Genomic DNA, 26,277 nt, shown 5'->3' on the forward strand with positions numbered 1-26,277 from the left:
TTAAGTTTTCCCAAGGAATATGCTTCATGCACAAAAAAGCGCGCAAAATAATTTTGCACGCTTTTCTTTATGCGCTGGCTGACTCTGTTTCTGAAGCAATCTCTTCAAGCACACGTACGAACTGACCTTCATTATACGGGTAGCCCGCTTTTGCGATCTTTACCTTTACAAGCTTTCCAATCAATTCCTCAGGTCCGTCCAATAATACTTTTAAATAGTTATCCGTGTAGCCGACAAGAAGCCCGTCTGCATTATATTCTTCCGGAATAATTTCAAGCACTTCTCCTTCAAATGCAGAAGCATACTCTTTTGCAAGCTGATCTGATAACGCAATTAAGCGATGAACGCGTTCATTTTTCACTTCTTCCGGAACTTGTTCATCCATGCGTGCAGCAGGCGTACCAGTACGTTTTGAATAAGGGAATACGTGCAGCTCAGAGAAACGATTATCTTTAATAAAATTGAAAGTTTCCATAAATTCTTCCTCTGTTTCGCCAGGGAAGCCGACAATTACGTCAGATGTAACCGCAAGACCCGGAAGAGCTTCCTTCAAACGGTCTAAGCGTTCTTTAAAGAATTCCATCGTGTACTTGCGGCGCATACGCTTTAGCACTGTGTTAGAGCCGGATTGCAGCGGAATATGCAAGTGACGTACTACAACTTTAGAGTTACGAAGCACTTCAATAACTTCATCCGTAATTTGGCTCGCTTCAATAGAAGAGATACGAAGGCGTTTCAAGCCTTTTACTTGCGCTTCCATATCGCGAAGAAGCATGGCAAGGTTGTAGTTCTTCATATCTTCGCCGTATCCGCCTGTATGAATCCCGGTTAAAACGATTTCCTTATACCCAGCATCCACAAGCTGCTGTGCTTGATGAATGACTTCTTGCGGATCGCGGGAGCGCATTAAACCGCGCGCCCAAGGAATGATACAGAACGTACAGAAATTGTTGCAGCCTTCTTGAATTTTCAAGGATGCGCGAGTGCGGTCTGTAAAATACGGTACGTCAAGCTCTTCGTATACACGTGTTTTCATAATATTGCGCACTGCATTAATTGGCTGGCGTTCATTTTTATATTCTTCAATGTATCCAAGCATTTTGCTGCGGTCTTGTGTACCAACTACGATGTCCACGCCTGGGATTGCCATAATTTCAGCGGGAGATGTTTGTGCATAGCACCCTGTTACGCAAATAACCGCATCCGGATTTTGACGCACAGCGCGGCGAATAACCTGACGGCTCTTCTTATCCCCTGTGTTTGTTACTGTACATGTATTAATTACATACACATCAGCCGTACGCTCGAACTCAGTTCTTTCGTAGCCGGCTTCTTTAAACAGCTGCCAAATCGCTTCTGTTTCATAATGGTTTACTTTACAACCTAGTGTATGAAACGCAACTGTTGCCATACCATCACCTCATTAGTTCAAAATAATACGAAACGGCCGACAATGCATAAAGCGGCGCTGTTTCTGTCCGCAATATTCTCGGCCCCAAACTGCAAGCTATAAAACTATGTTCACGTAAAAGCCGGACTTCCTCTTCTGCCAAGCCGCCTTCTGGTCCAAATACAATCAGTACTTTTTGACCGCGCTGAAGCTGCTCCATTGTTTTTGCGAAATTTGCTTTCTCTCCTTGCTTTGCCTCTTCTTCATACGCAACGATGCATGCATCATACTCCTTGCCCATCATCACCATTTCTTTAAAAGAGACAGGTGCGTATACAGAAGGCACAACAGCACGGTGAGACTGCTCCGCTGCTTCTTTTGCGATTTTCATCCAGCGTTCTACTTTTTTATCACCTTTTTTCGCATCCCATTTCACAATGGAACGCTTTGCTTGAAACGGTAAAAAAGCGGCTGCGCCAAGCTCGGTGCCTTTTTGCAGCACAAGCTCGAGTTTATCTCCCTTTGGCAGTCCGCTTGCAATCGTAACGAATACAGGAAGCTCATTCGATTCCTCTACCCATTGTACAACAGCCGCTTTTACAAATTCATTGGTAATTTCAGCAATTGTACAAAGAGCCGTTTTTCCGTTTGCACAGCAGTATAATTCATCTCCAGGCTGCATGCGCATCACCCTTGCAATATGATGAGCGTCGTCACCTGTAAGAATTGCTTCATTGCTCTTGATTTGCTCTACAAAATAGCGCTGCATATCATCACCCTAGCAAACGTCAGCTCTATTCCATTGAATAGAGCTGCGCCATTTTATTTATTTTACTTATCATAAGCAGACAAAGCACACTGATGAAAGTTTACCTTACTTGTTTCTTGCAATAATCGCTACCCAATCTTCAATATGCAAGACTTCTTCAATCGTAAAACCCGCTTGCTCAAGTGCATGACTTACTTCTTTTTGTTTTGTCTGAATAATGCCGGATGTAATGAATAATCCGTTCGGCTTAATAACTTTTGCCGCATCTTCTACAAACAATAGAATAATGTCTGCAAGCAGGTTTGCGACAACAAGATCAACAGGACCTTCAATATTGCTAAGCAGGTTATTTTGACCGACCGTTACGACGTTCTCGGTTTTATTTAGGAGCACATTCATCTGCGCGCTCTCTACTGCGACATAATCCAAGTCATACGCCTGTACAGCAGCTGCACCCAGTTTAGCGGCGGCAATGCTCAAAATGCCTGATCCCGTCCCCACGTCGATAATATGATCTCCTTCTTGCACAGTCTTTTCCAAAGCTCGAATGCACATCACTGTCGTTGGGTGTGTTCCTGTCCCGAACGCCATCCCCGGATCTAGCTCAATGATTCTCTCTTCCGGCGAAGGATCATACTCTTCCCACGTCGGAACAATTGTGAACGTATCAGAGACCTTTACCGGGTGGTAATACTTTTTCCATGAAGTCGCCCAGTCTTCTTCATTTACTTCATTTAACGTAACGGTATTCGCTCCTAAGTCTATATCATAACGTTCCAGATCTTTAATTGCAGCCTGTATGTTTTCCGCTGTTTTTTCTAATTCATCATTTACAGGGAAATAAGCTTTGACAATTACCCCTTCTGACGGATAATCTTTTGGGTCTAACGCATAGATTTCACCGAACTTATTTTCGCGTTCTTTTGTAAAGTCCGCTACATCTTCAATCGCAACCCCGCTCGCGCCTGCTTCATGCAAAATATGTGAAATCGGTTCTACCGCTTCTTGTGTCGTATGGATGCTTATCTCTGACCATTTCATTATTTGCCAACTCCCGCAGTTTTCTTCTTACCAGTATTACCCTTTAAAAGCTCTTTTAAGCTTCGCAAAGAGACTGTCGTCTTTGTGCAGCTCTTCATGTCCGTCTCTTGCGAACTCTTCAAGCAATTCTTTTTGTCTTGCCGTTAGATTTGCAGGAGTTACTACGCGTACAATGACATATTGGTCGCCTTGACCGTATCCTCTCACATTCGGAGCGCCTTTTCCTTTTAAGCGGAATTGTTTGCCTGTTTGTGTGCCCGCCGGGATTTTCAGTTTTACCTTCCCATGAACGGTCGGCACTTCTACTTCATCTCCAAGCGCTGCCTGCGCAAACGTTAAAGGCATTTCACAAAGAACATCATCGCCATTTCTCTCAAAAAACTCATGATCACGCACGCGAATGACTACATATAAGTCCCCAGCCGGTCCTCCGTTCACGCCGGCCTCGCCTTTGCCGGATACGCGGATTTGTTGACCATCATCAATACCCGCCGGAATCTTAATGTGAATCTTCTTGCGCTTGCGCACTTTTCCAGAGCCATGACATGTTGTACATTTTTCTTTGATGATTTGTCCTGTGCCGCTGCAATGTGTACATGCGCGGCGATTTACGACACGGCCGAACGGAGTATTTTGCTCAACGCTAACCTGGCCCGTTCCGCTGCAGTGAGAACATGTTTCCTTCTTCGTTCCAGGCTTTGCTCCTGAACCGTGACAAGTATCGCAGTTTTCCTCGCTTGGAATTTCAATATCCATCTCCTTGCCGAAAATGGCTTCTTCAAAATCCAGCATCATAGAATATTGTAAATCAGACCCTTGGCGCGGTGCATTTGGATCGCGTCTTCTTCCGCCGCCGCCAAAGAAAGTACTGAAAATATCTTCAAAGCCAAAACCGCCGAAGTCTCCGCCTTCGAACCCGCCGCCAAAGCCTTGATTTGGTCCGGCATGGCCGAACTGATCATATTGAGCGCGCTTCGTATCATCGCTGAGCACCTCATATGCTTCTTGCACTTCTTTAAACTTTTCTGTTGCATCCGCCTCTGTGCTTACGTCCGGATGATATTTTTTCGCTAAACGCCGATATGCTTTTTTAATGTCGTCTTTGGAAGCAGTTTTGCTTACGCCTAACACTTCATAATAATCTTGTTTACTCATAGCCGACTCCTTTCACATAAACGTAATTGTAACACCTTAAGAAACACCTTTGCAACAATGTTTCGCCGCAGCAGAACGAAAATACAAAACAGTTTTCTTCATAGAAAAAAGCCAAAGTCAAGGCGTACTTGACTTTGACTTTCGTTCTTACTTCTCGTCTTTTACTTCTTCAAACTCTGCATCAACGACATTGTCATTTTTAGCCCCTGCGCCGCCTTCTGCACCTTGAGCCTGCTGTGCAGCTTGCTGTGCTTGCTCATATAGCTTTACAGATAAGTTTTGCACAATTTCTTGAAGAGCGTCTTTCTTTGCACGCATTTCTTCTAAATCGTTTTTCTCAATTGCCGCTTTTAACGCATCTTTTGCTTCGTTTGCTTTTGCTACTTCTGCAGCGTCCACTTTGCCTTCCAAATCTTTTACCACTTTTTCTGTTTGGAACACAAGTTGGTCAGCTTCATTGCGAAGCTCTGCTTCTTCCTTGCGCTGTTGGTCAGCACCTGCATTTGCTTCCGCTTCTTTTACCATGCGGTCGATTTCTTCATCAGACAGTCCTGAAGAAGATTGAATCGTAATGGCTTGTTCTTTGTTTGTTCCTAAATCTTTCGCACGTACATTTACGATACCGTTTGCGTCAATGTCGAACGTTACTTCGATTTGAGGAATACCACGTGGTGCTGGCGGGATATCAGATAGCTGGAAGCGTCCTAATGTTTTATTGTCGGAAGCCATTGGACGTTCCCCTTGCAATACGTGAATATCTACTGCTGTTTGGTTGTCAGCTGCAGTAGAGAAGACTTGCGATTTGCTTGTCGGGATTGTTGTGTTGCGCTCAATTAGCTTTGTGAATACACTGCCCATTGTTTCGATACCAAGAGAAAGCGGAGTTACATCTAATAATAAAACCCCTTTTACATCGCCAGCAAGCACGCCGCCTTGAATTGCAGCACCTAACGCTACTACTTCGTCAGGGTTTACACCTTTGTAAGGTTCTTTTCCTGTTTCACGCTTAATCGCCTCTTGCACGGCAGGGATACGAGTAGAACCGCCTACAAGAATAACTTTATCAAGCTCGCTTGGCGTTAAACCAGCGTCGCGCAATGCACGGCGAGTAGGTTCTAAAGTTCTTTCTACAAGCGGCGCAGAAATCTCTTCGAATTTCGCGCGAGTCAATGTTACTTCCAAGTGCAATGGGCCTGCAGCACCTGCGCTGATAAACGGCAAGGAAACCTGTGTAGATGTTACACCTGAAAGATCCTTTTTCGCTTTTTCTGCAGCATCTTTTAAGCGTTGCAGCGCCATTTTATCTTGAGAAAGGTCAAGACCGTTTTCTTTTTTGAATTCTGCTACTAAATAGTCGATAATAACTTGGTCAAAGTCATCGCCGCCAAGACGATTGTCACCGGCAGTTGCGATTACTTCAAATGTACCTTCAGCCAATTCAAGGATGGATACGTCGAATGTACCTCCGCCAAGGTCGTATACAAGTATCTTTTGCTCTTGTTCTTGCTTATCCATGCCATATGCAAGAGCTGCTGCTGTCGGTTCATTAATGATACGCTCTACTTCTAAACCTGCGATGCGTCCTGCATCTTTTGTTGCTTGACGCTCCGCATCGTTGAAGTAAGCCGGAACTGTAATAACCGCTTTTGTTACTTTCTCTCCCAAGTATTCTTCTGCATAAGCTTTTAAGTTCTGCAGGATGATAGCGGAAATTTCTTGCGGCGTATATTCTTTACCTTCTGCCTCTACCTTATGGTTTGTTCCCATATGGCGTTTGATAGAAATGATTGTGTTCGGATTTGTGATCGCTTGGCGTTTTGCCACTTCCCCAACTTGACGCTCCCCGTTTTTGAATGCAACAACGGAAGGAGTTGTGCGGTTGCCTTCTGGATTTGGAATAACTTTCGGCTCTCCGCCTTCCATTACAGCTATACAAGAGTTCGTTGTACCTAAGTCGATACCGATAATTTTACTCATGGCGAAACCTCCTAATTATGTAGAATTATTGATTTACTTTTACCATAGCCGGCCGAATGACGCGGTCCTTAAGCTTATAACCTTTTTGAAACTCTTCTACTACAGTATTAGACTCATAGCTGCTGTCTTCCACTTGCATAACAGCTTGATGCAAATACGGATCAAACGGTTGTCCTACCGCCTCAATCGCTTCTACACCTTCTTTAACAAGCGCCTCTACAAGCTGGCGATGTATCATTTCCATTCCTTGTAAAAGTGATTGCGCTTGCTCATCATTCACTTCCACCTTCATCGCTCTTTCAAAGTTATCAAGAGCAGGCAGAATATCCAATACAAGACTTTGCGCTTTATATTTTTCAGCCGCTTCTCTATCAAGTTGTACACGGCGTCGATAATTATCAAAGTCAGCTTGCAGACGGAGCGCGCGGTTTTCAGTTTCAGAAAGTTTTGCTTCAAGCTCCATTACCTTTTCTTGCAGCTCGTTGCTCTCATCAGCAGTTTCATCAGCCGTCACAGTTTCTTCTATTACAGCCTCTTCTGCTTGCTTTTCCTCTGCAGCCATTTCTTCTGTTGCTTGTTCGTTGCGTTCTTCCACAATTTTCACCTCCCTCAAAAGGTATGGATTAGCGAGGCTAATCCATACACATTACCTATTTTGCCATCACTCTTTTGTTTGATTCAAATTCTGAAAAACATTTGTAAGCTGCCCTGTAAACAATTGCAGCAGACTGATGACGCGCGCATAGTTCATGCGTGTGGGCCCCAATATCGCAAATGTCCCGAGCTGCTCTTCTCCGAGAGAATAGGAAGCAGTGATAAGACTGCAATCTTCCATTGCAGAAGCACCATTCTCACGGCCGATTTTTACTTGTATTCCTATTTCCTTATTGCGGAGCAAATGATAAAACTCCTGCTCCTGCTCAATCATATTCAATAGAGAGCGGACCTTGTGAATATCATGAAACTCCGGCTGTGCAAGCATATTTGTTTTCCCGCCGAAATAAATCTTTTCGGGGGAAGGAAATTGGAACGTACCGTCTAAGAGCTTCATAGCCTGATCATAATTATGAACATGCTGACGAAGCACCATCACGATTTCTTTAAAAATTTTGTTATGCAGTTCTGAAATTGGAACCCCGGCAAGCTTTTCATTTAAAATGTTCATCATTTTTTCTAAATCCGTTACTTCAATAAATTCCGGCACAGTAATCGTTTTGCTTTGTACATGTCCGGAATCCGTCACGATGATAGCAACTGCCGCTTGATTGCCAAGAGGAACAATTTGAACGTTCTTCAGCTTATTCTCGCTTACCTTAGGACCAAGCACAATTGCTGTATAGCTTGTCAGGTCCGATAAAATCTTCGCTGATTGCTGAGCAAGTTTCTCCATTTCAATCATTCTCTCGGCAAATACGCTTTTCACTTGCACCACATCTTCTTGAGGCAAGTGCTGCGGGGACAATAAATGATCTACATAGAAGCGATAGCCCTTTTCAGACGGAACACGTCCGGAAGAACTATGTGTTTTCTCAATATAACCGAGCTCTTCTAAATCTGCCATTTCATTACGAATCGTAGCGGAGCTGAAAGTAATCTCTTCTTTCTTCGACAATGTGCGCGAGCCTACCGGCTGTGCAGAGTGAATGAAATCATCGATGATAATTTGTAAAATTAAGAGCTGACGTTCTGTGAGCATCTATCATCACCTCTGTTAGCACTCTTTAACTTCGAGTGCTAAATCTAATATTAAGTTACCAAAACTCATATGCCATTGTCAACGTTAAACCACTCAATATCATTCAATTAGAAACGACTGGAACACTTCATTTCCAAGGAGCTTCCCTGCTCTTGTAAGACGTACAGAGCTCTCTGTTTCTTCTAACAACCCGAGCCTGATATTTTCGTTCAGCTGTTTCTGAAATACCTCATTCATTCCTGCATGAAACTTATGCTGGAATGCAGACTTGTTTACGCCCTCTTCCTTACGAAGGCCAAGAAACATCTCTTCCTCCATTTTCTCCTGCTTGGTTACTTCATGCACATCTAAATACGGGAAGCCGGATTCATCGATTGCAGAGAAATATTTTTTAAGCGGTCCTGCGTTTTGAATTCGTTTGCCGTTCAAATAGCTGTGCGCGCCTGCGCCGAATCCGTAATAAAAATCGTTATTCCAATACGTCAAGTTATGCTCGCTTTCATAGCCTGGTCGAGAGAAATTGCTGATTTCATATTGCTTATAACCATGACATTCCATCGCAGCCATTACAAGCTCATACATAGCCGCTTCATTTTCTTCACCGGGCAGAGGCAGTTTTCCGCGCTGCATTAAGTTATAGAATACTGTTTTCGGCTCAATGATTAAGGAGTATGCGGAAAAATGCTGGATATCTAATGTAAAAGCAACATCCAACGTTTCTTGCAAATCCGCAAGCGTTTGACCCGGCAAAGAATAAATTAAATCAACATTTACATTCGAGAAGCCCACCTCTTTCGCTTCTCGAATAGCCTGCAGTACATCCTGCTTTGTATGCGTTCTTCCAATGCGCTTTAACAACTCATCGTTGAAAGATTGCACACCGAAGCTTAAACGATTTACACCGCCATCAAGCAGCAGCTTCAGCTTCTCTTTCGGCAAATCTCCAGGATTCGCTTCGAAGGTAAGCTCATAGTTTTTGGAAAGAGGGCGTAAATGCTTTTGAATAATCAACAAAAGCTTTTCTGTTTGCTCCATATTTAATGCAGTCGGTGTTCCGCCGCCTACAAAGATTGTTTTCAAACTTTGGAACGGCGCTTGCCTTACAGTATTTACGATTTCTTTTTCAAGATAATCCAAATATTGCTCCACAGGCTGTCTCTCTATAAATACTTTATTAAAATCACAATAGTGACAAATGTGCTGACAAAACGGGATATGGATATATGCTGCTTGAATCAAAATAGCCTCCTACCTTCTCGTTGGGTTACGTACTATTGTTGTCGCAAATATATAAAAAAGCAACCATTTTGCTGGGATGATAAGAAAAAGAAGCCGCAGCTGCGGCTTCTTATTTGTTATCATCCATACGAAGAACGGCCATGAATGCTTCTTGCGGCACCTCTACAGAACCAACTGATTTCATGCGCTTCTTACCTTCTTTTTGCTTTTCAAGGAGCTTACGTTTACGAGAAATGTCACCGCCGTAACATTTCGCCAGCACGTTCTTACGCATCGCTTTGATGGTAGAACGAGCTACAATTTTGTTTCCGACTGCGGCTTGGATCGGCACCTCGAACTGCTGTCTTGGGATCAGTTCCTTTAGCTTCTCTACAATGATTTTGCCGCGATCATAAGCAGAATCCCGGTGAACGATGAAGGACAAGGCATCGACTGTCTCACCGTTCAGAACAATATCCATTTTCACAAGCTTGGAAGGTCTGTAACCAATCAGTTCATAATCGAACGATGCATAGCCCTTTGTGCTGGATTTCAGCTGATCGAAGAAATCATATACAATTTCAGAAAGCGGAATATCATACGTAAGCGTTACGCGTGATTCATCCAAATATTGCATGTCAATAAATGTGCCGCGCTTGCCTTGGCAAATCTCCATTACAGCGCCGACAAAATCATTCGGCACCATAATCGTAGCTTTTACGTACGGCTCTTCTACACGGTCCATCGTTTGCGGATCCGGCATGTTGGACGGGTTATCTACGATTAGTTCTTCTCCGTTTGTTAAATACACTTTATAAATAACGCTTGGAGCTGTTGTGATTAAATCGATTTTAAATTCGCGCTCAATGCGCTCCTGGATGATTTCCATGTGAAGCAAGCCTAAGAACCCGCATCGGAAACCAAAGCCTAGAGCTTGAGATGTTTCCGGTTCAAACTGAAGTGCAGAGTCATTCAGCTGAAGCTTTTCGAGTGCTTCACGCAAGTCGTTGTATCGTGCTGTATCAATCGGATACAACCCGCAGAACACCATCGGGTTCAACTTACGATACCCCGGAAGAGGCTCAGCGGCAGGACGTTTCGCATGCGTGATTGTATCACCGACACGAGTATCGCCTACGTTTTTGATGGAAGCTGTTAAAAAGCCTACGTCTCCTACTGTTAATTCATCACGCATAACAGCCTTTGGTGTAAATACGCCTATTTCCGTTACCTCAAACTCTTTGCCGGTTGCCATCATGCGCACTTTGTCGCCTACTTTTACCGTTCCGTTTACAACGCGGATGTACGCGACAACACCGCGATATGCATCATATAAAGAATCGAAAATCAGAGCTTGCAGCGGCTCTTCCGGATCACCAGGAGGCGCCGGAACTTTCTCCACGATTTGCTCCAGAATTTCTTCAATTCCAATGCCCGCTTTAGCTGAAGCCAATACAGCCTCAGATGCATCAAGTCCGATAACATCTTCTACCTCTTGACGGACACGCTCAGGGTCTGCGCTCGGCAAGTCAATTTTATTAATAACCGGCAAAATCTCCAAATTGTTATCGAGCGCCAGATATACGTTTGCCAATGTTTGCGCTTCTATTCCTTGCGCTGCGTCTACAACCAGAATTGCACCTTCACAAGCCGCTAAGCTGCGAGATACTTCATACGTAAAGTCTACGTGTCCAGGCGTATCAATCAAGTGCATAATATACGTTTCGCCGTCTTTTGCTTTATAATTTAACTGAACAGCATTCAGCTTAATCGTAATTCCACGCTCACGCTCTAAATCCATGGAATCTAACAGCTGATTCTTCATTTCACGCTGTGACAGTGCGTCCGTTTTTTCTAGAATACGGTCCGCCAGCGTGGATTTCCCGTGGTCAATATGGGCAATAATCGAAAAGTTTCGAATTCGGGATTGCCTGTTTGCTCGTTCTTCTTTATTCATGCTTTCTCACTCCTACTGATCTCGCCAACATACACTAGCATTGATTATATCAATACAACAACGAAGATTCAACGAAAATTGCTGGAAAGGGATTGGCTTCTATTTGTATAGTATGTATTTATTACGGGGCAGGACAATTAAAGTGAACCTTCACCAGCGGAAGTATTCTCCTTCATGTTATGTAAATCAGAGCGGAGTAAATAGTGCATGGAGTATGTTCCATGCACTATTTACTGAGTTCTTGAAAAATATCTTGTATTTTTCCGACAACCGCATCTGTGGAGAAACGCGTGACCTTTTGCACGCCGATTGCAACTGTATCCCCAAGCTTAGACAAGACATTGAAGCTTTTCATATTCTCCAGCTGCTTTTCCTTTTCCTCAATTGTAAACGTCTTTCCAAGCAAGGAGGCCTCTGTATCACCGCTTTTTGTATTCGTAATATGCGCCACCTGTTCAAAGGTCGGATCGTTATATCCCTTCATTCGCTTTAAACCATCGTTGGCAAGCTGCATCCCTGCCAGCACACCAATAAATAATGTGAAAGCAAGAATGAAACATTTTGTCGCAAATCGTTTCATTCCTCCCTCTCTTTCCGAGCACAACTTAATGTGTATATGCTCCTGTGTTATCTTGATCCACTTGATGATGAAGCGCCGCATTCAGACCGCCGGCAAGAATATTAGCCATATCCTCAATGAACGCATCCACTTCCTTTGGCGTTACCATTAAATTATGGCCAAGCGGTGCCAGCACCTCATGAATGAGCTTGCGCTTTTCATCGTCCTCAAGCGTTCCGACAATACCCATAAACATATTGCGCTGCTTTTCATCAGGCAGATCAGCATCCGTAAATTTCTTCCGCTCTCCAAACGAAAAACCGGCTGGAAGCAAGGAGCGGGACGGCTTGTTTCCTTCTCTCATCTCTCTGCCGAAATGCTTTAAAATAAAATCAATCGTGTCGCTCGTAATAGATACGGCATCTACTACCGTCGGCACCCCGATTGCAATGACAGGAATACCAAGCATGTCCTTGCTCAGTTCTTTTCTTTTATTTCCAATCCCTGAACCTGGGTGAATACCCGTATCCGAAATTTGAATCGTGCTGTTCACCCGCTGAATAGAACGCGAGGCCAATGCATCGATTGCAATAACAAAATCCGGCTTCGTTTTTTCAATGACTCCATATATAATATCGCTTGTCTCAATTCCCGTAATCCCCATCACACCAGGGCGAAGGGCGCTGACCGGGCGGAACCCTTCTTCTACTTGTTCCGGCTGCAGCTGAAACAAATGGCGGGTTACCAACAAGTTTTCCACTACAATAGGGCCGAGAGCATCCGGTGTCACATTCCAGTTTCCAAGTCCGACTACAAGACAGCTTGCTTCTTTTGTAATCCCGATATCTTCAAGAAACTGAGAAAATTCTTTCGCAAAAACACGCTCTACTTTTTGCTGAAGCTCGGTATCCTGCTGACGAATGCCCTGCACTTCCAGTGTGAGATAATTACCAGGCTTTTTCCCCATTGCCTCAGAGCCGCTGTCTTGAATGACCACCTTTGTAATGGTAACGCCTTCTTCCTCCCGTTCTTCAACATCTACGCCCGGAATAGCACGTTGTACCTCCTGCCGCTCCTGCAGCATTTGATGCGCTTCAAGCGCCAAGTCAGTCCGAACACAATATTTGCTTAAATCCAATTCGCTCATACAAAATCCTCCTATGTATTAAATACGATTAGAATCTCCAAAATAAGAACTCCCCATTCTTTCACGGAAATTGTATTTTGCAGAAATTTCATTGCTCAACTCTATTGCAATTCTGCTATGGGTTTGATAGAATATCTCTTGTTCTATGTAAGTATCGAGTTACTCGATCGCACCAGGGAGGTGAAAGATATGGCAAACATTAAATCTGCTATCAAACGCGCTAGCCTTAGCGAAGAGCGTCGTGCACATAACGCTTCTCTAAAGTCTGACATGCGTACAGCTGTTAAGAACGTAGAAGCTTTACTTAACAATAACGATCTTGAAAACGCAAAAACTGCTTTCGCAACTGCTGCGAAAAAGCTTGATAAAGCTGCAACTAAAGGCTTGATTCACAAAAATGCTGCTGCTCGTAAAAAATCTCGCTTAGCGAAACAATTAAACGGCACAAACGCATAATGACAAAACGATCCGAATGGGTCGTTTTTTTCTATTCCGAAAAGCGGAACCGGCTCGTTCAGGTGCAGAACCAGAGGTTCTCCGCCCTAAAAGGCGCTTTTTGCCTTTTTCCCACTCTAAGCGTCCGTAACAGGATTGCTTAGACAAGATGAACAAACGGACGCTAAGAGCCCGATTGATTCAACTAACATCCATGGAGGAAAATCACCTCCACGGATGAAGTTTCATCTTATGCGGCGGAGGTTCTCTGGTGGCAGCACCTAGCCGGTGGAGCTAGACATAACCCCAAAGTCGGCTCGTTCAGCCCCTTTAAAATACCCTCATAAAAAAACTGCTCATGCAGAATCCCACATGAACAGTTTGTCATAATTTAATATGCTTTAAACTCATAATAAAAAACTCCAGCACAAGCCGCTTCTCCATTTTCCCGGTTTTTATATCATAGTCTGCATCGGCAAGACTGTTTATAATGTTCCGCAACTCTTCAAAGGAAAAGGAAGAAGTTTGATTCATTGCCAGCTTCACGCGATAAGGATGCACGCCAAGATGAGATGCCATTTGATTTTGAGCGTACCCGTGCTGCTGCAGCTCCTTCACTTGGTATAACAAGCGAAACTGCCCTGCTAATAACGCCAAAATTTTAATAGGCTCTTCTTGCTGTACAAGGAGTTCGTCTAAAATCCGCATCGCACCTGCAATATCTTTCCGCACCACTTTTTCTACAAGCGTAAAAACATTCTGCTCTACTGATTTTGGAACAAGCTCGGTTACAAGCTGTTTTGTAACGGTTCCTCCTGTACCCGTATACAAGCAAAGCTTATTCATTTCTTGGGAGAGCATCATAACATTGCTGCCCGCTAACTCTAAAAGCATGTCAACTGCATCTGTTTCCATGCTCACCCCCTGCTCATCCGCTCTCTCTTTTACCCATTTACGTACATCTTGGATTTGCAGCGGATTTGCTTCTAGCACCTCAGCTTGTTTTTTCAGCAGCTTTGTAATTTTTTTACGCTCATCCAATTTTTCAAATGGCGCAATAAACACTACAATGGAAAACGGGGAAGGCTCTGTCAAATATGTCTCTAAAACTTTCACATTTTGTTCAATTTTTTCTTTTTGTGATGTTAAGAAATAAGGGGACTTTACAATGATGACTTTGCGCTCCCCAAAAAACGGCAGCGTACGCGCGTCTTCTACAACGTCATCCAAATACGCCTCGTCCAAATCATACGTAACCGTATTGAACTCCCTGTCTTGTTCTTCCAGCGCATGCGAAAGAAGAACGTTCAGCGTCTCATTAATAAAATACGTTTCCGTTCCGTACAATACATATAGCGGTGCGAATTGTCCTTGCTTTAATTTTTTATGTAAAGCGTTCATGTTTCTTCTCCCTTAAGCAATATATCTCTATAGTAATGTTACCGTACGCGTTTTACAAGCACAAAGGCAAGGACAGGCGCCAAACGGAGCCCGCCCCGAATCTATATGAAACGTTAACAAATAAGTCCCGGGTCGCTTATTCATTAACGGTGACCACTTTGTACGAATAGTATTTGCTCCCGCCTGCCAAGTATAAGTGACAACTGTTGACAGGGGTCGCGAGAAATTGTAGATTTTTTTCTGACATTAACTTATACTGAAGTTGATGAGTTGGGAGGGGTATAAGGTGAATGAATTCGAAAAAAACGTTCAAAGCAAGCGAAATGACGCGGTAGATTCAGGGGTAGGGTTTATGGTTTCCTTCGGGTTCTTTGCAACTCTTTTTATTATTGCAACGGTTATCAAGTTTATTGCTTCATGAGACTGCCGCGCGCAGTCTTATTTTTTTCCGTTTCCGTGTTTTCATCATATGTCATGTGACTGCGAAAGGTTCCCGTTTCTTTGCGAAAAGTATAGGTAATTGCTCCGCCTTGGTCAGTTCGCCATACAGCCGCACCAAGCTTTGTAAGCTGCTGCAGCACTTCTTGATGGGGATGACCATATCGGTTTCCTTCTCCGGCTGAGATGATTGCAGTATTTGGATGCACCCTCTGTAAAAAAGCTTCCGATGTAGACGTTTTGCTTCCATGATGCCCTGCCTTTAACACATCTGCTTGCAAATTTTCATACGTCTCTAACAGCTGCTTCTCCCCTTCTTCTTCTAAATCGCCTGTGAACATCCATTTCCTTCCTCCAAGCTCGGTGTAAAGAACAATGGATTGATTATTGCTTTTTTGTTCAGTTCCAACTGGGGATAAGATGGAAAAGACAAGGTTTCCATTGTTCCAATTATCACCTCTTTTCATAATTCGCACCGGTATTCTCTTCTCATCGGCAATCATCATAATCTGCTGCTCCTGCTGCGAGTATAGTTTCTTTTGCCCGAGTACTACTTCTTTGATAGTAATACCGTTTAAAAGTTCAGGCGCCGCTCCGACGTGATCTTGATCCCCATGCGTTAAAATTAATTTATCAAGATGTTTAATTCCTTTGTACCGCAAGTAGGGTACCACAACATCCTCTCCGATGGAATACTCGCGCTTTCGTGTTTGCCACTCCTTTTTGGGGATGGAGACGGTCCCCCCGGTATCAATGAGGTAAGTTCCTTTTGCATAAGGCAATTGCATCAGAATGCAATCTCCCTGTCCAACATCTATAAATGTAACGCTGCCGTATGGATTTAAATAGGGATACATATAATGCAATATAATTAAAGCTCCTAAGGCGCTGCTTATATGAACTTTATACCGTTTTAAAAGTTTTCCTTCCCACGCCATAAACAGCAGCACAATCACAACGCTGTATACAGCAGTCAGCCACGGGAACGAGTTGCCGAACGTCAAACGATTAAACGGCAAATGCTCGCACCAGCGCAGCAATTCATTTGATATTTGAATAAGAACCGAAAGCAAGGAGGCGATAAGAGAGGACAACGGGGGAATGAGAAAGGAAAGAGCTAACACAATAAGACACAGCGGCAAAATGACAAACGATAAGTACGGCACGTACAAAAGATTGAGCACGAAACTATAGGGAGAAAATTGGCCAAAGTAATGGAGCGTAACTGGCAGCGCTGCGATTTGAGCGGCAAGTGCAAGGTTCAAGGAGGCGCGTAACCAGTTCTGAAAAAGAATAACAGACGCTGACAAAAGAAGGACAGCTGTGGATATGAATGAAAATTGGAAGCCGATATCATATAAAACATACGGATCCCATACCAGCATCACAATAGCTGTTATACTTAATGCGTCTATTCCTGATAAACGGCGCGAAATAAATAAGCAGCCCAACACAAGGACAGCCATTAACGAGGCGCGTACAACCGAGGGAGAAGCACCTGCGAGGAACATATAGAGCGGAAGAATAGTTAATAACAGTGCATTCGCATTTTCTCTTGTACATCCGATGCGGAGAAGCAAATAATAACACACGGCAGCCAATAAACTGATATGAGATCCTGAAATCGCAAGTAAATGAATGAGACCGAGTTCTTGATAATGCTTCTCTACTTCTTCTGATACATCTTGACGGTCTCCGTATACGAGCGAATTAATAAAGCCGACTGTTTCTTTCGGAAAATTTCTTTGTACATACTGGCTGGCAGTTTGCCGCACAGACAGAAGCCATTGCGGGAAAGATGGATTTTTCATTTGACATAAGGAAATGGAGGAGGCATGAAACATATAGTGGATATGCTGACGGTGTAAGTATCGCTTATAGTCGAAGGCGCCAGGATTGCGGGAGACCTGCGGTTCTTTTATTTCCCCTTCAAACATGCACGTTGTACCGGGTTTTAGCTGCTCCCATGATTTCTTCTCTTCCGGGGTTGCAATGGTATGAGACAGCCGCAGCTTTTCCTTTTGATTTGCGAATACAACAAACGCAAGCTTGTCTCCGTCAATAAGAGGAGACGTTTCTACAACACCTGTAAAAGAAGATAATTGCGGTGAAATATGTGATACATTTTGTTTTTCAACTGTACTTGCATAGAGAGCAGAAATAAAAACACAAAACATACAAATCAAAAACCGCTTTCTTTTCAGCACGATAAAGCTATATAAGCTGTAAGCCAATATAGCAGCAAGAGAACAAAGAGAAAAATATGAACAGGCAGCCGCAACTCCGAGAATAACGGAAATCGCGGCATACCCCCATTGGCCTCGCAAACTTCATTCACCTCTTTTTTAACAGCTGTTTTACTTGCAGAAGCAAATCCCGAGCCTCTCGTTGATTTGTGTCATCTTCTAAAGAAGCAAGCAGCGTTCCCAGCTCTGCATATGTGTCCTTTTGTTCAAGCGTCGCAATAGAATATTCCAACGGCACATGACGCACCTTCACTCCCGCTTGCTCGAATAATTCCAGTGCATACGGATGGTTTTTATAATCGACTGCATAATATACCGCAGTAATACCGCTTTGGATAATGGCTTTGCAGCACTGCAAGCATGGAAAATGCGTAACATATATCTCCGAACCTTCTGTTTTCACACCAAATTTGGCGCACTGCAGCAAAGCATTCATTTCAGCATGAATCGTTCGCACACAATGATTATCAATTACATAGCAGCCCTCGTCAATGCAGTGCACCCCTCCGGTAATGGAGCCGTTATAGCCGCCTGCAATAATACGTTTATCCCGAACAATGGTTGCCCCTACTGCCAATCTTGTACAAGTGCTGCGCAGTGATAACAAATAGCTTTGCGTCATAAAATATTGATCCCACGAAATTCTCTCCATCAATTCTCACCTTGTTTTTTCTTTCAGTGTACCACGGAATAAGCTACGGAACGATGATTTGCTCCTTTATTTTTTCAAGCGATTTCTCTCCAATCCCATCTACTTCTAATAAATCCTCAGCTTTTTGAAAAGGTCCATGCTGCTCGCGATATTTCAGAATACTTTCTGCTTTTTTCGGCCCGATTCCCGGTATTTTTTCCAACTCCTCCTTCGTAGCGATATTAACGACTATCTTTTGCGGTTGGGACGTAATTGCCCCCTGCTGCTCCCCTTTTTTCGGAACATACAGCAGCATTTGATCCTGCACGAATTGCGCCAAATTCACCTTTGATGCATCCGCCTCCGGCAAAAAACCTCCTGCCTCCCCAATCGCATCTCTGACCCGCGCTCCAGCCTGCATTTCGTATACGCCTTCGCGCTTTACCGCCCCTTTAACATCTATCATAGCAGTCGAAATTTCTTTCTTCGTTTCTTTCCTCGTTTCCTTCTTCTCTTCTTTTTGAGGAGCGGGAGCAGCCGGAAGAGCGGTTTCCTGCGTATTCCAATAAAACATACCAATCACGGCAAATACAGCTAAAAAAAGCACGATCCACTTTTTATATTTTTCCACTATGAAGCACACTCCTTTTTGACAGTAAGCCTAAATCATAAAATTGCCAAACGGCTCATATTGTTTAGGAGAAAGATGTTGCGAAGGAGGGGATGAAACATTGAACATAGGCATTATAGGGACAGGAAATATGGGGAAAATCCTAATCGATGCGCTCATTGAAGCACGCGCAATCAAGCCTTCGTGTCTCACCATTATTAACCGGACTTTCGCGAAAGCTTATCATATTAAGGAACAGTATCCTTCCATTCATATAGGAAAAACCGTCAAAGAGGTTGTTGAACGTTCGGATCTCGTTATCATTTGTGTTAAGCCTCACGAAATCCATCCTATTTTACAAGAGAATGCTTCCTCGTTCACAAAGGAGAAATGCTTATTATCCATCACAAGCCCGATCAGCACACAGCAGCTCGAATCCATTGTAGCTTGCAGCACGGCACGGGTAATTCCAAGCATTACGAACCGCGCTTTGTCAGGGGTGTCTCTTTGCACCTTTGGAGAACACTGCTCAAAAGCCTGGCAGGAAAAGCTGCTGACTTTATTTCAAACCATTTCTACACCTGTGTTGATTGAAAATGACGTGACAAGAGTAGCATCTGACATCGTGAGTTGTGGTCCTGCTTTTTTCAGCTATTTACTGCAGCGGTTTATAGAAGCGGCGGTGAAAGAAACGAAGATCTCACGCGAGCAAGCGACTGAATTAACTAGCGGCATGCTAGTGGGAATGGGAAAGCTTATCGAAAAGAACATTTTCACGTTGCAGACCTTACAAGAGAAAGTGTGTGTAAAAGGCGGCGTAACAGGAGAAGGCATTGGAGTCATGGAGCAGGAGCTTGGCGATATGTTCGAGCATGTATTCAGAAAAACGCATGCGAAATACAAAGAGGATCTTGAGCGGGTGAGCGAGCAGTTTAAAGACTGCTGATTATACTTTACGACATACCTCAATGTTTTCCTTCTTATATTTTAAAAAACTTAGTACGGGAGGAAATTCGTTCTAAATTCCTTTTAAGCGGGCACAGTGCGCCCGCTGAGTATGGTAACGATCAAAGCCTTTCGGAAGCCCTCGCCTGTGTTTTTTACTAAGTAACAGGTTTGTTCTTTTATGTATGGCATACTGCAAGCATCATAGTTTCAAACAAAAAAGGAATGGAGATACGCGAAATTTTACAATTTCTTATCATTACAAGAAAAAAGCCGTGAATATCACGGCTTTTTTTTCGCTGCAAAGAAAATTCGCTCTGTTTTTTCAGTTACACCTTCGGTAAAATCACCAGTAATACTCATAATTGAAAATCCAGCTTCCTCTAACCAAGCCTGCAGATTTTCAATGGAATATGTACGCTGTACGTGAAATTCGTCAAAACGATAGTATACGTCTTCGTCCTCGCCTTGTACAAAAAACGTCATATCATGCTCTACGCTGTCTGAATCCTCTCCCGGAAAGCAATTCCAGATAAGCGCTACATCGTTTTCGTTGATTGTATATGTTTCGTTCATGAATACGTGATGAATTTTGTACAAAGAATGAACATCGAATAAAAGCAAACCGTTTTGCTTTAAATGCTGATGTACGCGGGCAAACGTCTCTTTTACCCCCTGCTCCTTTGTTACATAGTTTAAGGAGTCACAGAAAATAGTGATGCAGTCAAATTGCTGCGGAAGCTCAAGCTCGCGCATATCCTGCTGGTAAAACGGCACCGTATGTCCTGCTTGGGCAAGTTTTTGCTGCGCGATAGAGAGCATGTCCTCAGACAAATCTACACCTGTTACATCATATCCTTTTTGGACAAGAGGCAGCGTAATGTTCCCTGTTCCGCAAGCTAAATCCAACAGAGAGGTTCCGGTACTCCCGGCCTCCTGTCTTTTTAATTCTACAAACGCCACCCATTTCTCGTAGGGAACATCATTCATAAGTTCATCGTACAGCAATGCAAACTGTTCGTAGTTCATCGACTCAGCTCTTCTGCCACATCTTCGCGCGGCACATCGCCCCAAAGTCTTTCCAGGTTATAGTAATCGCGGTCTTCCTTATGGAATACGTGAGCCACTACATCTCCCATATCAACGAGAACCCAACGCGCTTCGTCAAAGCCTTCTACACGCTTTACCGTAAAGCCTTGCTCATTTGCCTTCTCTTTCATTTCACGCGCAATGGCTTGTACTTGCTTATCAGAGTTCCCATGGCAAATCAAGAAATAATCTGCTAGCGCAGAAACTCCTTTCATATTCAAAGCCACGATGTCCTCTGCTTTTTTATCGTCAGCAGCTTTTACTGCTAAGCTTAATAATTCACGTTCCTTCATCCAATTGTTTCCTCCTTTATGAAAGCATTGTACGTATGAAACGTAAGCGGATAAATGCGCTGGTTTTTTGACATTAAAAATGAAATCGTATTTTTAAGGGCTTGCAGCAGCGCCAGATTCAAATCTTGACGGGCAAGCTCTCTCACTTCTTCCACACCAGGAAACTTCCGTCCCGGTTCAATATAGTCTGCCACCCAAATGACTTTATCCAGCATCGTCATTTGCTCATGTCCGCTCGTATGATACGCAATAGCCTGCAAAATTTCCGGGTCGGTGATCCCGACCTCCTTTTTTACTAAGTACGCCCCGACTGGCGCATGCCACAGCTCTTTGTTATGCGCCAGCAAATCACTCGGCATATTCTCTCGTTTTATAATTTCTTCCATCTCGTGAATTGGTCTGCATTTTGCATAATCATGAAAAATCGCAGCCAGCTCAGCTTTTTGTTCATCGACTCCGTACTGGCGTGCCAGCTTGATTGCCGTTTCCATTACACCAATTGTATGGATGTAACGCTTTTCATGCATTTGTTCACGAACGATCTTCAGCGCTTGTTCCCGTTCCATATAATCCATTCCTCTCAATATAATCCTGCACCTTCTTCGGAAGCAGATAATGAGTGGTCCCTCCGCTTTGAAACCGGTCGCGGATAAGCGAAGAAGATACAGCAAACTCCGGAATTTCAAGCTTTATAATATCATAAGGCGAAGACAGCGAATATCCGGGACGAGCCACGCCTACAAATGCAATAACCTCTAAAAGCTTGGTTATGTTGTGCCATTTCGGGAGATACTCTACCATGTCGCCGCCGATAATAAAATAAAATTCTTTATCCGGGTGCTTCTTCTTTAATTGTAGCACAGTATCATACGTATAAGACGGTCCCTGCCTGTCGAGTTCAATCAGGCAAAGCGTAAAGTGCGGCTCTTGTTCAATCGCAAGCTTCAGCATTTCCGCGCGGTCGCGCGCACTTGCAACATCTTTTTCCATTTTGTGAGGCGGGATCTGATTCGGCATAAACCAAACTTCATCAAGCCCCAGCGCGTGATACACTTCATCGGCAATGAGAAGATGACCGTTATGCGGCGGGTCGAATGTGCCGCCGATAATGCCTATTTTGCTCATGGCAATACGATTTGTTTATTCTCTTTCGACTCTTTGTACAGAACGATGGTATTGCCGATCACTTGCACCAATTCCGCTTGTGCGCCAGATGAAATCTCCTCTGCCACTTCATGACGATCGTATTCGCAATTTTGCAGCACGCTTATTTTAATTAACTCTCTCACTTCAAGCGCTTCACCAATTTGCTTTACCATGTTTTCATTTACTCCGCCTTTTCCCACTTGAAAAATGGGCGATAAATGATGTGCTTGCGAGCGTAAATAACGCTTTTGTTTTCCTGTTAACATATGTCATCCTCCGAGTTTCTGAATTACTAGCTGCTTCATGCGCTCAACGTCCGGCCATTTCTTTGTCCACAGCTCAAACGCCATAGCTCCTTGATAGACGAACATATCGATGCCGTTTTGTGTAACGGCGCCTGCGCGCTGTGCATCCTTTAATAGTTTTGTTTGCAGCGGATTGTAGATAATATCAGATACAATGGCGTCTTTCTTCAGCTTTTGAATGACGAGCGGCGTATCCTCTGTTTTCGGATACATACCGACTGCCGTCGTGTTAATAATAATATCGTACTCTTGCTGCATACCCGCTGCTGCTTCTGGTGTAAGGGCGCGGGAACGAATCGTATGCTCGCACGCTTCAATAAGCGCTGCGGCACGTGATACTGTCCGATTCGCAATATCTATCTCTGTGACACCGACGGAGGCAAGAGAAAAATAAATGGCCCTGCATGCTCCTCCGGCCCCTAACAGTAAAATGCGCTTCTTTGAAAGCGGGTCTTTACTAATAGCTTGCAACGAGCGGACGTACCCTATTCCATCCGTGTTATATCCAACGAGCCTTCCGCCTTCATTTACTACTGTATTGACGGCTCCGATTTGCTTCGCAAGCTCGTCAATATCGTCAAGATAGTTCATAATTGCAACCTTGTGCGGGATTGTCACATTAAATCCCGAAATCTCAATAGCTTGAAAACCGCTCACCGCGTCTGCGAGTTTTTCCTCTTCAATCCGAAACGCATGATAGTGCGCATCGATCCCCAAAGCGGAAAATGCATCGTTGTGCATAAGCGGCGATAAGGAATGACCAATCGGATTACCGATTACACCATATAATTGTTTCATAAGCCTCTCCACTTTTAAATTAATGATTTACGTATAGATGCGCTGACTCCCTTTGGCACATGAACTGCAACCTTCGCTCCCGGTTCGTTGATTGTTATCCATCCTAAACCGGAGATAACAACGTCCGTCTTCGGCTCGCGAATGACGAATTCATGTCTTACGAGCTCTGGAAATGTTTCCAGCTCTTCCGGCGAAGGCGGGCTTAATAATTCACCGACATGATTGCTGTAAAGCTCATCTGCCTTTTCAAGCTTTGTGCGGTGAATGTTCACATGATTGGACACATAGCAAACGACCGAACGGCGGCCGCCCTTTATATAATCGAAGCGTGCCATGCCCCCAAAGAACAATGTTTGTTCTTCGTTCAGCTGAAAAATTTTCGCTTTTACTTCCTTCGTCGGCGTGATCACCTTCAGGCTCTTTTTATCTACGAAATGCGCCATTTGGTGGTGATTGATAATGCCTGGTGTATCGTACATAGAAGATGTCTCATCAAGCGGAATATCAATGAGATCAAGCGTTGTGCCAGGAAAATGGGACGTTGTAATCACATTATCCGTTTCTTCACTGAATTCCTTAATCATACGGTTAATAAAAGTGGATTTGCCGACATTCGTACATCCTACTACATATACGTCTCTTCCTTCGCGATACTCCTCAATCGCTTCAGCAAGCTCGCGAATGCCCTGACCTTTCGCTGCGCTGATTAAAAAGACATCTGTCGGTTTTAACCCCAGCTCCTTGGCGCTGTATTTCATCCAGTGAATCATTTTTTCCGCTTTAACGGACTTCGGAATTAAATCTGCTTTATTTCCGACAAGAAGCACTTTATTGTTCCCGATGAAACGGTGCAATCCAGGAAGCCAGCTGCCATTGAAATCAAAAATATCAACGATTTTCACAACAAGCGCGTCCGTTTGACCAATGCCGTTCAAGATGCGCAGGAAATCATCATCCGTTAACGATACATCTTGAATTTCATTATAATGCTTCAAGCGGAAGCAGCGCTGGCATATTATATATTCTTTTTCAATCGCAGACGACGGCGCGTATCCAAGCTCATTCTTATTTTCCGTTTGAATGGCAACACCGCAGCCCACACACTTCATTTTTTCTGTCAAAGATTATTCCTCCCATTGAATCAAACCTTGGCGTTTAAAATTATTCATGATGCGTCTTTCAACTTTACGATTGAATCGAGTCATAAATCCATCAGACGATGCAACTGGGATAACAAGAATCGTATATAAGCCTAAACGATTGCCGCCCAGAACATCCGTTAAAAGCTGATCTCCAATGACTACCACGTCCTCCGGCTGCAGCTTCATTTCCTTCAACGCTCTGCGAAAGGCTCCCCCCATTGGCTTGCGCGCTTTAGGAATGAACGGAATTTGCAAAGGATCAGAGAAAAATTTTACTCTTTTTTCATTATTATTGGACACAACCGTTACCTTAATGCCGTTATCCTGCATTTCCTTCAACCAACGAATAAGCTCCGGAGTTGCACTTGGACGGTCCCATTCAATGAGCGTATTATCTAAGTCCGTAATAATTCCTTTTACACCGCGTTCTTTTAAAATTTCAGGCGTAATTTGATACACATTCTTAACATACTCGCTCGGTAAAAACAATTTCAACATGATTCCACCTCTTCTTATGAGGAATTTCAATAAAATGTTTCGACAGCATTTTTCGCAACAAAAGCTGTGGATAACCTTGTGCACATTTTCCACACAGGCACTTTCAGTAAATTCTAACTTTACACACATTTTTCACACAGGTTATCCACCATATTGTGTGGACAACCGACTGTTTGTGACATTAGGAAATTTCTGGTACAGTATACTCAACAGAACAATTCAGCTTCCTTATCATTCCCTATCAGGAGGTGACATGCCTTTAGCGGCAGAAATTATGGAAAAACTATCTGATGAATTGCTCACTGAATCTTATTATAAAGCAAAAGAACTAAAATTAAATCCCGAGTTCATTCTACTTATAAAGCAAGAGATCATCCGACGTTCTTTAGAGGACAAGCTCCAGCAATCCGCATATATGCAGCAAGTGTAAAAAGAGCCATCTGAAAAAAGACGGCTCTTTCTTTCTATCACAAAAGCAGCTTCTTTACAACCTTTTCCTATACCATGCGCGCCAGGCGTTCGCCTACGCGAATGCCCTGCCCCTTTTGTAAAGACATCTCAACTTCAGCAGTTCCTTTCTCAAATAAAAGAACAACTGTAGATCCAAACGTAAAGTAAGCGATCTCTTCGCCCTTTTGCACTACTTCTCGTTCATGCAAAAGCTCAATGCTGTTCACGAACATCGCGCCTACCTTCACCATTGCTACATGCTTGCCTTCGCAGTCTAATTCAGTCACAATACGATAGTTTTTCGAAAGCGGCTCTTTTCCGTATTTCAGCCCAAGCTTGTTAACCGGATACGATTTCCTTCCAAGCGTAAAGCGTTTCAACACTGTGGCCGATACAGGGCTGTGAATGCGATGATAGTGACTCGGGCTTAAATACAACACCATGTATGTACCGCCCTTATAAGGCTCCGCAGTTGCTTCAGTTCCAAGCATATCCACAATAGAATAACGCTTTCCTTTAATAATAAATTCTTTGTCCTCTGTAATCGGACCAAAATCCTCCAGTACACCATCCACTGGACTCGCTACGCTGTCCGTTCCGGCATCAATTGGACGCTTGCCGGCCTGCAGCCGTCTCGTGAACAACTCATGCAGCGTACGGTAGCTCTTCAAATCGTTTTCCATCTCGTCCTGCTGGATGTGGAATACGCGCGCATAGGATGGTATAACAAGTGCGCTCAGGCGGGACTGTGCAAACTTTCGCAATATGTATGAAGTAAAGCGGCCGTTCGTCAATTCAATAAACAATCGATATAATGTGCGTCGCAAACTGTAGATCCTCCTCTTTACGAATGTAAACAGCTTACATTACAATAGTGCTATTATATTCTAAATCTTATTTCGAATCCATAAAGAGTGCGTGCTATTTGATTTTTTCGGCTG

28 protein-coding genes are annotated in these 26,277 nt (G+C 43.7%); 4 read left to right on the plus strand and 24 right to left on the minus strand.

The window, feature by feature from the left end; all coding sequences use genetic code 11:
- Positions 1 to 67 precede the first annotated feature (67 nt).
- From mtaB to gpr, 11 genes are all read right to left on the minus strand, one after another.
- Complete coding sequence (gene mtaB / locus H540_RS0102370; RefSeq protein WP_028399250.1) at positions 68 to 1,411, minus strand: tRNA (N(6)-L-threonylcarbamoyladenosine(37)-C(2))-methylthiotransferase MtaB; 1,344 nt, start codon at positions 1,409 to 1,411, stop codon at positions 68 to 70.
- 4 nt (positions 1,412 to 1,415) lie between these two features.
- Positions 1,416 to 2,159: a 16S rRNA (uracil(1498)-N(3))-methyltransferase gene (locus tag H540_RS0102375; RefSeq protein ID WP_028399251.1), complete on the minus strand. Its 744-nt coding sequence runs from the start codon at positions 2,157 to 2,159 to the stop codon at positions 1,416 to 1,418.
- A gap of 105 nt (positions 2,160 to 2,264) precedes the next feature.
- Positions 2,265 to 3,200 (minus strand): 50S ribosomal protein L11 methyltransferase, encoded by a 936-nt coding sequence (gene prmA, locus H540_RS0102380; RefSeq protein WP_028399252.1) that lies wholly within the window; start codon positions 3,198 to 3,200, stop codon positions 2,265 to 2,267.
- A 36-nt stretch (positions 3,201 to 3,236) separates the two neighbouring features.
- Positions 3,237 to 4,355, minus strand: coding sequence for a molecular chaperone DnaJ (dnaJ, locus tag H540_RS0102385; protein WP_028399253.1), 1,119 nt, complete (start codon positions 4,353 to 4,355; stop codon positions 3,237 to 3,239).
- Positions 4,356 to 4,502: 147 nt separating this feature from the next.
- Positions 4,503 to 6,332 (minus strand): molecular chaperone DnaK, encoded by a 1,830-nt coding sequence (gene dnaK, locus H540_RS0102390; protein WP_028399254.1) that lies wholly within the window; start codon positions 6,330 to 6,332, stop codon positions 4,503 to 4,505.
- 25 nt (positions 6,333 to 6,357) lie between these two features.
- Positions 6,358 to 6,927, minus strand: a complete 570-nt coding sequence (grpE, locus tag H540_RS0102395) for a nucleotide exchange factor GrpE (RefSeq protein WP_028399255.1) — start codon at positions 6,925 to 6,927, stop codon at positions 6,358 to 6,360.
- Positions 6,928 to 6,993: 66 nt separating this feature from the next.
- Positions 6,994 to 8,028 carry a heat-inducible transcriptional repressor HrcA gene (hrcA, locus tag H540_RS0102400; RefSeq protein ID WP_028399256.1) on the minus strand — a complete coding sequence of 345 codons (1,035 nt, stop codon included), beginning with the start codon at positions 8,026 to 8,028 and terminating at the stop codon, positions 6,994 to 6,996.
- 99 nt (positions 8,029 to 8,127) lie between these two features.
- Positions 8,128 to 9,267, minus strand: coding sequence for a radical SAM family heme chaperone HemW (gene hemW / locus H540_RS0102405; RefSeq protein ID WP_028399257.1), 1,140 nt, complete (start codon positions 9,265 to 9,267; stop codon positions 8,128 to 8,130).
- Between the two features lie 109 nt (positions 9,268 to 9,376).
- Entirely contained in the window at positions 9,377 to 11,203 is a 1,827-nt protein-coding gene (gene lepA, locus H540_RS0102410) for a translation elongation factor 4 (protein WP_028399258.1), read from the minus strand.
- A gap of 226 nt (positions 11,204 to 11,429) precedes the next feature.
- Positions 11,430 to 11,783 carry a YqxA family protein gene (locus H540_RS0102415; RefSeq protein ID WP_028399259.1) on the minus strand — a complete coding sequence of 118 codons (354 nt, stop codon included), beginning with the start codon at positions 11,781 to 11,783 and terminating at the stop codon, positions 11,430 to 11,432.
- A 25-nt stretch (positions 11,784 to 11,808) separates the two neighbouring features.
- Positions 11,809 to 12,909, minus strand: coding sequence for a GPR endopeptidase (gene gpr / locus H540_RS0102420; RefSeq protein WP_028399260.1), 1,101 nt, complete (start codon positions 12,907 to 12,909; stop codon positions 11,809 to 11,811).
- A 189-nt stretch (positions 12,910 to 13,098) separates the two neighbouring features.
- Between gpr and rpsT the strand changes: the two genes are divergently transcribed.
- The gene (gene rpsT / locus H540_RS0102425; RefSeq protein WP_028399261.1) at positions 13,099 to 13,365 is read left to right on the plus strand and encodes a 30S ribosomal protein S20; all 267 of its coding nucleotides are present in this window, start codon (positions 13,099 to 13,101) and stop codon (positions 13,363 to 13,365) included.
- A gap of 363 nt (positions 13,366 to 13,728) precedes the next feature.
- Here the strand turns inward: rpsT and holA are convergent, their stop codons facing one another.
- Positions 13,729 to 14,745, minus strand: a complete 1,017-nt coding sequence (gene holA / locus H540_RS0102430) for a DNA polymerase III subunit delta (RefSeq protein ID WP_028399262.1) — start codon at positions 14,743 to 14,745, stop codon at positions 13,729 to 13,731.
- Positions 14,746 to 15,031: 286 nt separating this feature from the next.
- Here holA and H540_RS31700 point away from each other — a divergent pair, with 286 nt between their 5' ends.
- Positions 15,032 to 15,166, plus strand: coding sequence for a YqzM family protein (locus tag H540_RS31700; RefSeq protein ID WP_028399263.1), 135 nt, complete (start codon positions 15,032 to 15,034; stop codon positions 15,164 to 15,166).
- On the opposite strand, the gene H540_RS0102440 is transcribed toward H540_RS31700, so the two are convergent.
- Genes H540_RS0102440 through H540_RS0102450 form a run of 3 tightly spaced genes read right to left on the minus strand, consistent with a single transcriptional unit; the run spans position 15,153 to position 18,634 of the window.
- Positions 15,153 to 17,510 carry a DNA internalization-related competence protein ComEC/Rec2 gene (locus tag H540_RS0102440; RefSeq protein ID WP_028399264.1) on the minus strand — a complete coding sequence of 786 codons (2,358 nt, stop codon included), beginning with the start codon at positions 17,508 to 17,510 and terminating at the stop codon, positions 15,153 to 15,155. The genes H540_RS31700 and H540_RS0102440 overlap by 14 nt on opposite strands.
- A gap of 7 nt (positions 17,511 to 17,517) precedes the next feature.
- Positions 17,518 to 18,081, minus strand: coding sequence for a ComE operon protein 2 (locus H540_RS0102445; RefSeq protein ID WP_028399265.1), 564 nt, complete (start codon positions 18,079 to 18,081; stop codon positions 17,518 to 17,520).
- A 43-nt stretch (positions 18,082 to 18,124) separates the two neighbouring features.
- Positions 18,125 to 18,634 carry a helix-hairpin-helix domain-containing protein gene (locus H540_RS0102450; protein WP_081414981.1) on the minus strand — a complete coding sequence of 170 codons (510 nt, stop codon included), beginning with the start codon at positions 18,632 to 18,634 and terminating at the stop codon, positions 18,125 to 18,127.
- Positions 18,635 to 18,791: 157 nt separating this feature from the next.
- Between H540_RS0102450 and comER the strand changes: the two genes are divergently transcribed.
- Positions 18,792 to 19,616 carry a late competence protein ComER gene (comER, locus tag H540_RS0102455; protein WP_028399267.1) on the plus strand — a complete coding sequence of 275 codons (825 nt, stop codon included), beginning with the start codon at positions 18,792 to 18,794 and terminating at the stop codon, positions 19,614 to 19,616.
- 281 nt (positions 19,617 to 19,897) lie between these two features.
- On the opposite strand, the gene H540_RS0102460 is transcribed toward comER, so the two are convergent.
- From H540_RS0102460 to H540_RS0102495, 8 genes are read right to left on the minus strand one after another with little or no spacing between them, the layout of a single operon-like run.
- Entirely contained in the window at positions 19,898 to 20,644 is a 747-nt protein-coding gene (locus H540_RS0102460) for a class I SAM-dependent DNA methyltransferase (RefSeq protein ID WP_028399268.1), read from the minus strand.
- Positions 20,641 to 20,997 (minus strand): ribosome silencing factor, encoded by a 357-nt coding sequence (gene rsfS / locus H540_RS0102465; RefSeq protein ID WP_028399269.1) that lies wholly within the window; start codon positions 20,995 to 20,997, stop codon positions 20,641 to 20,643. The genes H540_RS0102460 and rsfS overlap by 4 nt, the downstream gene beginning before the upstream one ends.
- Positions 20,994 to 21,563 (minus strand): bis(5'-nucleosyl)-tetraphosphatase (symmetrical) YqeK, encoded by a 570-nt coding sequence (gene yqeK, locus H540_RS0102470; RefSeq protein ID WP_028399270.1) that lies wholly within the window; start codon positions 21,561 to 21,563, stop codon positions 20,994 to 20,996. The genes rsfS and yqeK overlap by 4 nt, the downstream gene beginning before the upstream one ends.
- Positions 21,529 to 22,122: a nicotinate-nucleotide adenylyltransferase gene (locus H540_RS0102475; RefSeq protein WP_028399271.1), complete on the minus strand. Its 594-nt coding sequence runs from the start codon at positions 22,120 to 22,122 to the stop codon at positions 21,529 to 21,531. Before H540_RS0102475 ends, yqeK begins: the two co-directional genes overlap by 35 nt.
- Positions 22,119 to 22,409, minus strand: coding sequence for a ribosome assembly RNA-binding protein YhbY (gene yhbY, locus H540_RS0102480; protein ID WP_028399272.1), 291 nt, complete (start codon positions 22,407 to 22,409; stop codon positions 22,119 to 22,121). The genes H540_RS0102475 and yhbY overlap by 4 nt, the downstream gene beginning before the upstream one ends.
- 3 nt (positions 22,410 to 22,412) lie before the next feature.
- Complete coding sequence (aroE, locus tag H540_RS0102485) at positions 22,413 to 23,246, minus strand: shikimate dehydrogenase (protein ID WP_028399273.1); 834 nt, start codon at positions 23,244 to 23,246, stop codon at positions 22,413 to 22,415.
- A gap of 14 nt (positions 23,247 to 23,260) precedes the next feature.
- Entirely contained in the window at positions 23,261 to 24,367 is a 1,107-nt protein-coding gene (gene yqeH / locus H540_RS0102490; RefSeq protein ID WP_028399274.1) for a ribosome biogenesis GTPase YqeH, read from the minus strand.
- Positions 24,368 to 24,370: 3 nt separating this feature from the next.
- The gene (locus H540_RS0102495) at positions 24,371 to 24,883 is read right to left on the minus strand and encodes a YqeG family HAD IIIA-type phosphatase (RefSeq protein WP_028399275.1); all 513 of its coding nucleotides are present in this window, start codon (positions 24,881 to 24,883) and stop codon (positions 24,371 to 24,373) included.
- 277 nt (positions 24,884 to 25,160) lie between these two features.
- Between H540_RS0102495 and sda the strand changes: the two genes are divergently transcribed.
- Positions 25,161 to 25,316, plus strand: coding sequence for a sporulation histidine kinase inhibitor Sda (sda, locus tag H540_RS0102500; RefSeq protein ID WP_028399276.1), 156 nt, complete (start codon positions 25,161 to 25,163; stop codon positions 25,314 to 25,316).
- A gap of 67 nt (positions 25,317 to 25,383) precedes the next feature.
- Here sda and H540_RS0102505 read toward each other — a convergent pair whose 3' ends face one another.
- A complete protein-coding gene (locus H540_RS0102505) occupies positions 25,384 to 26,163 on the minus strand; it encodes a phosphatidylserine decarboxylase (protein WP_028399277.1) in 780 nt (259 codons plus the stop codon).
- Positions 26,164 to 26,277: the final 114 nt, after the last annotated feature.

The organism is Ectobacillus panaciterrae DSM 19096, from assembly GCF_000430785.1.
Classification (GTDB): Bacteria; Bacillota; Bacilli; order Bacillales; family Bacillaceae_G; genus Ectobacillus; species Ectobacillus panaciterrae.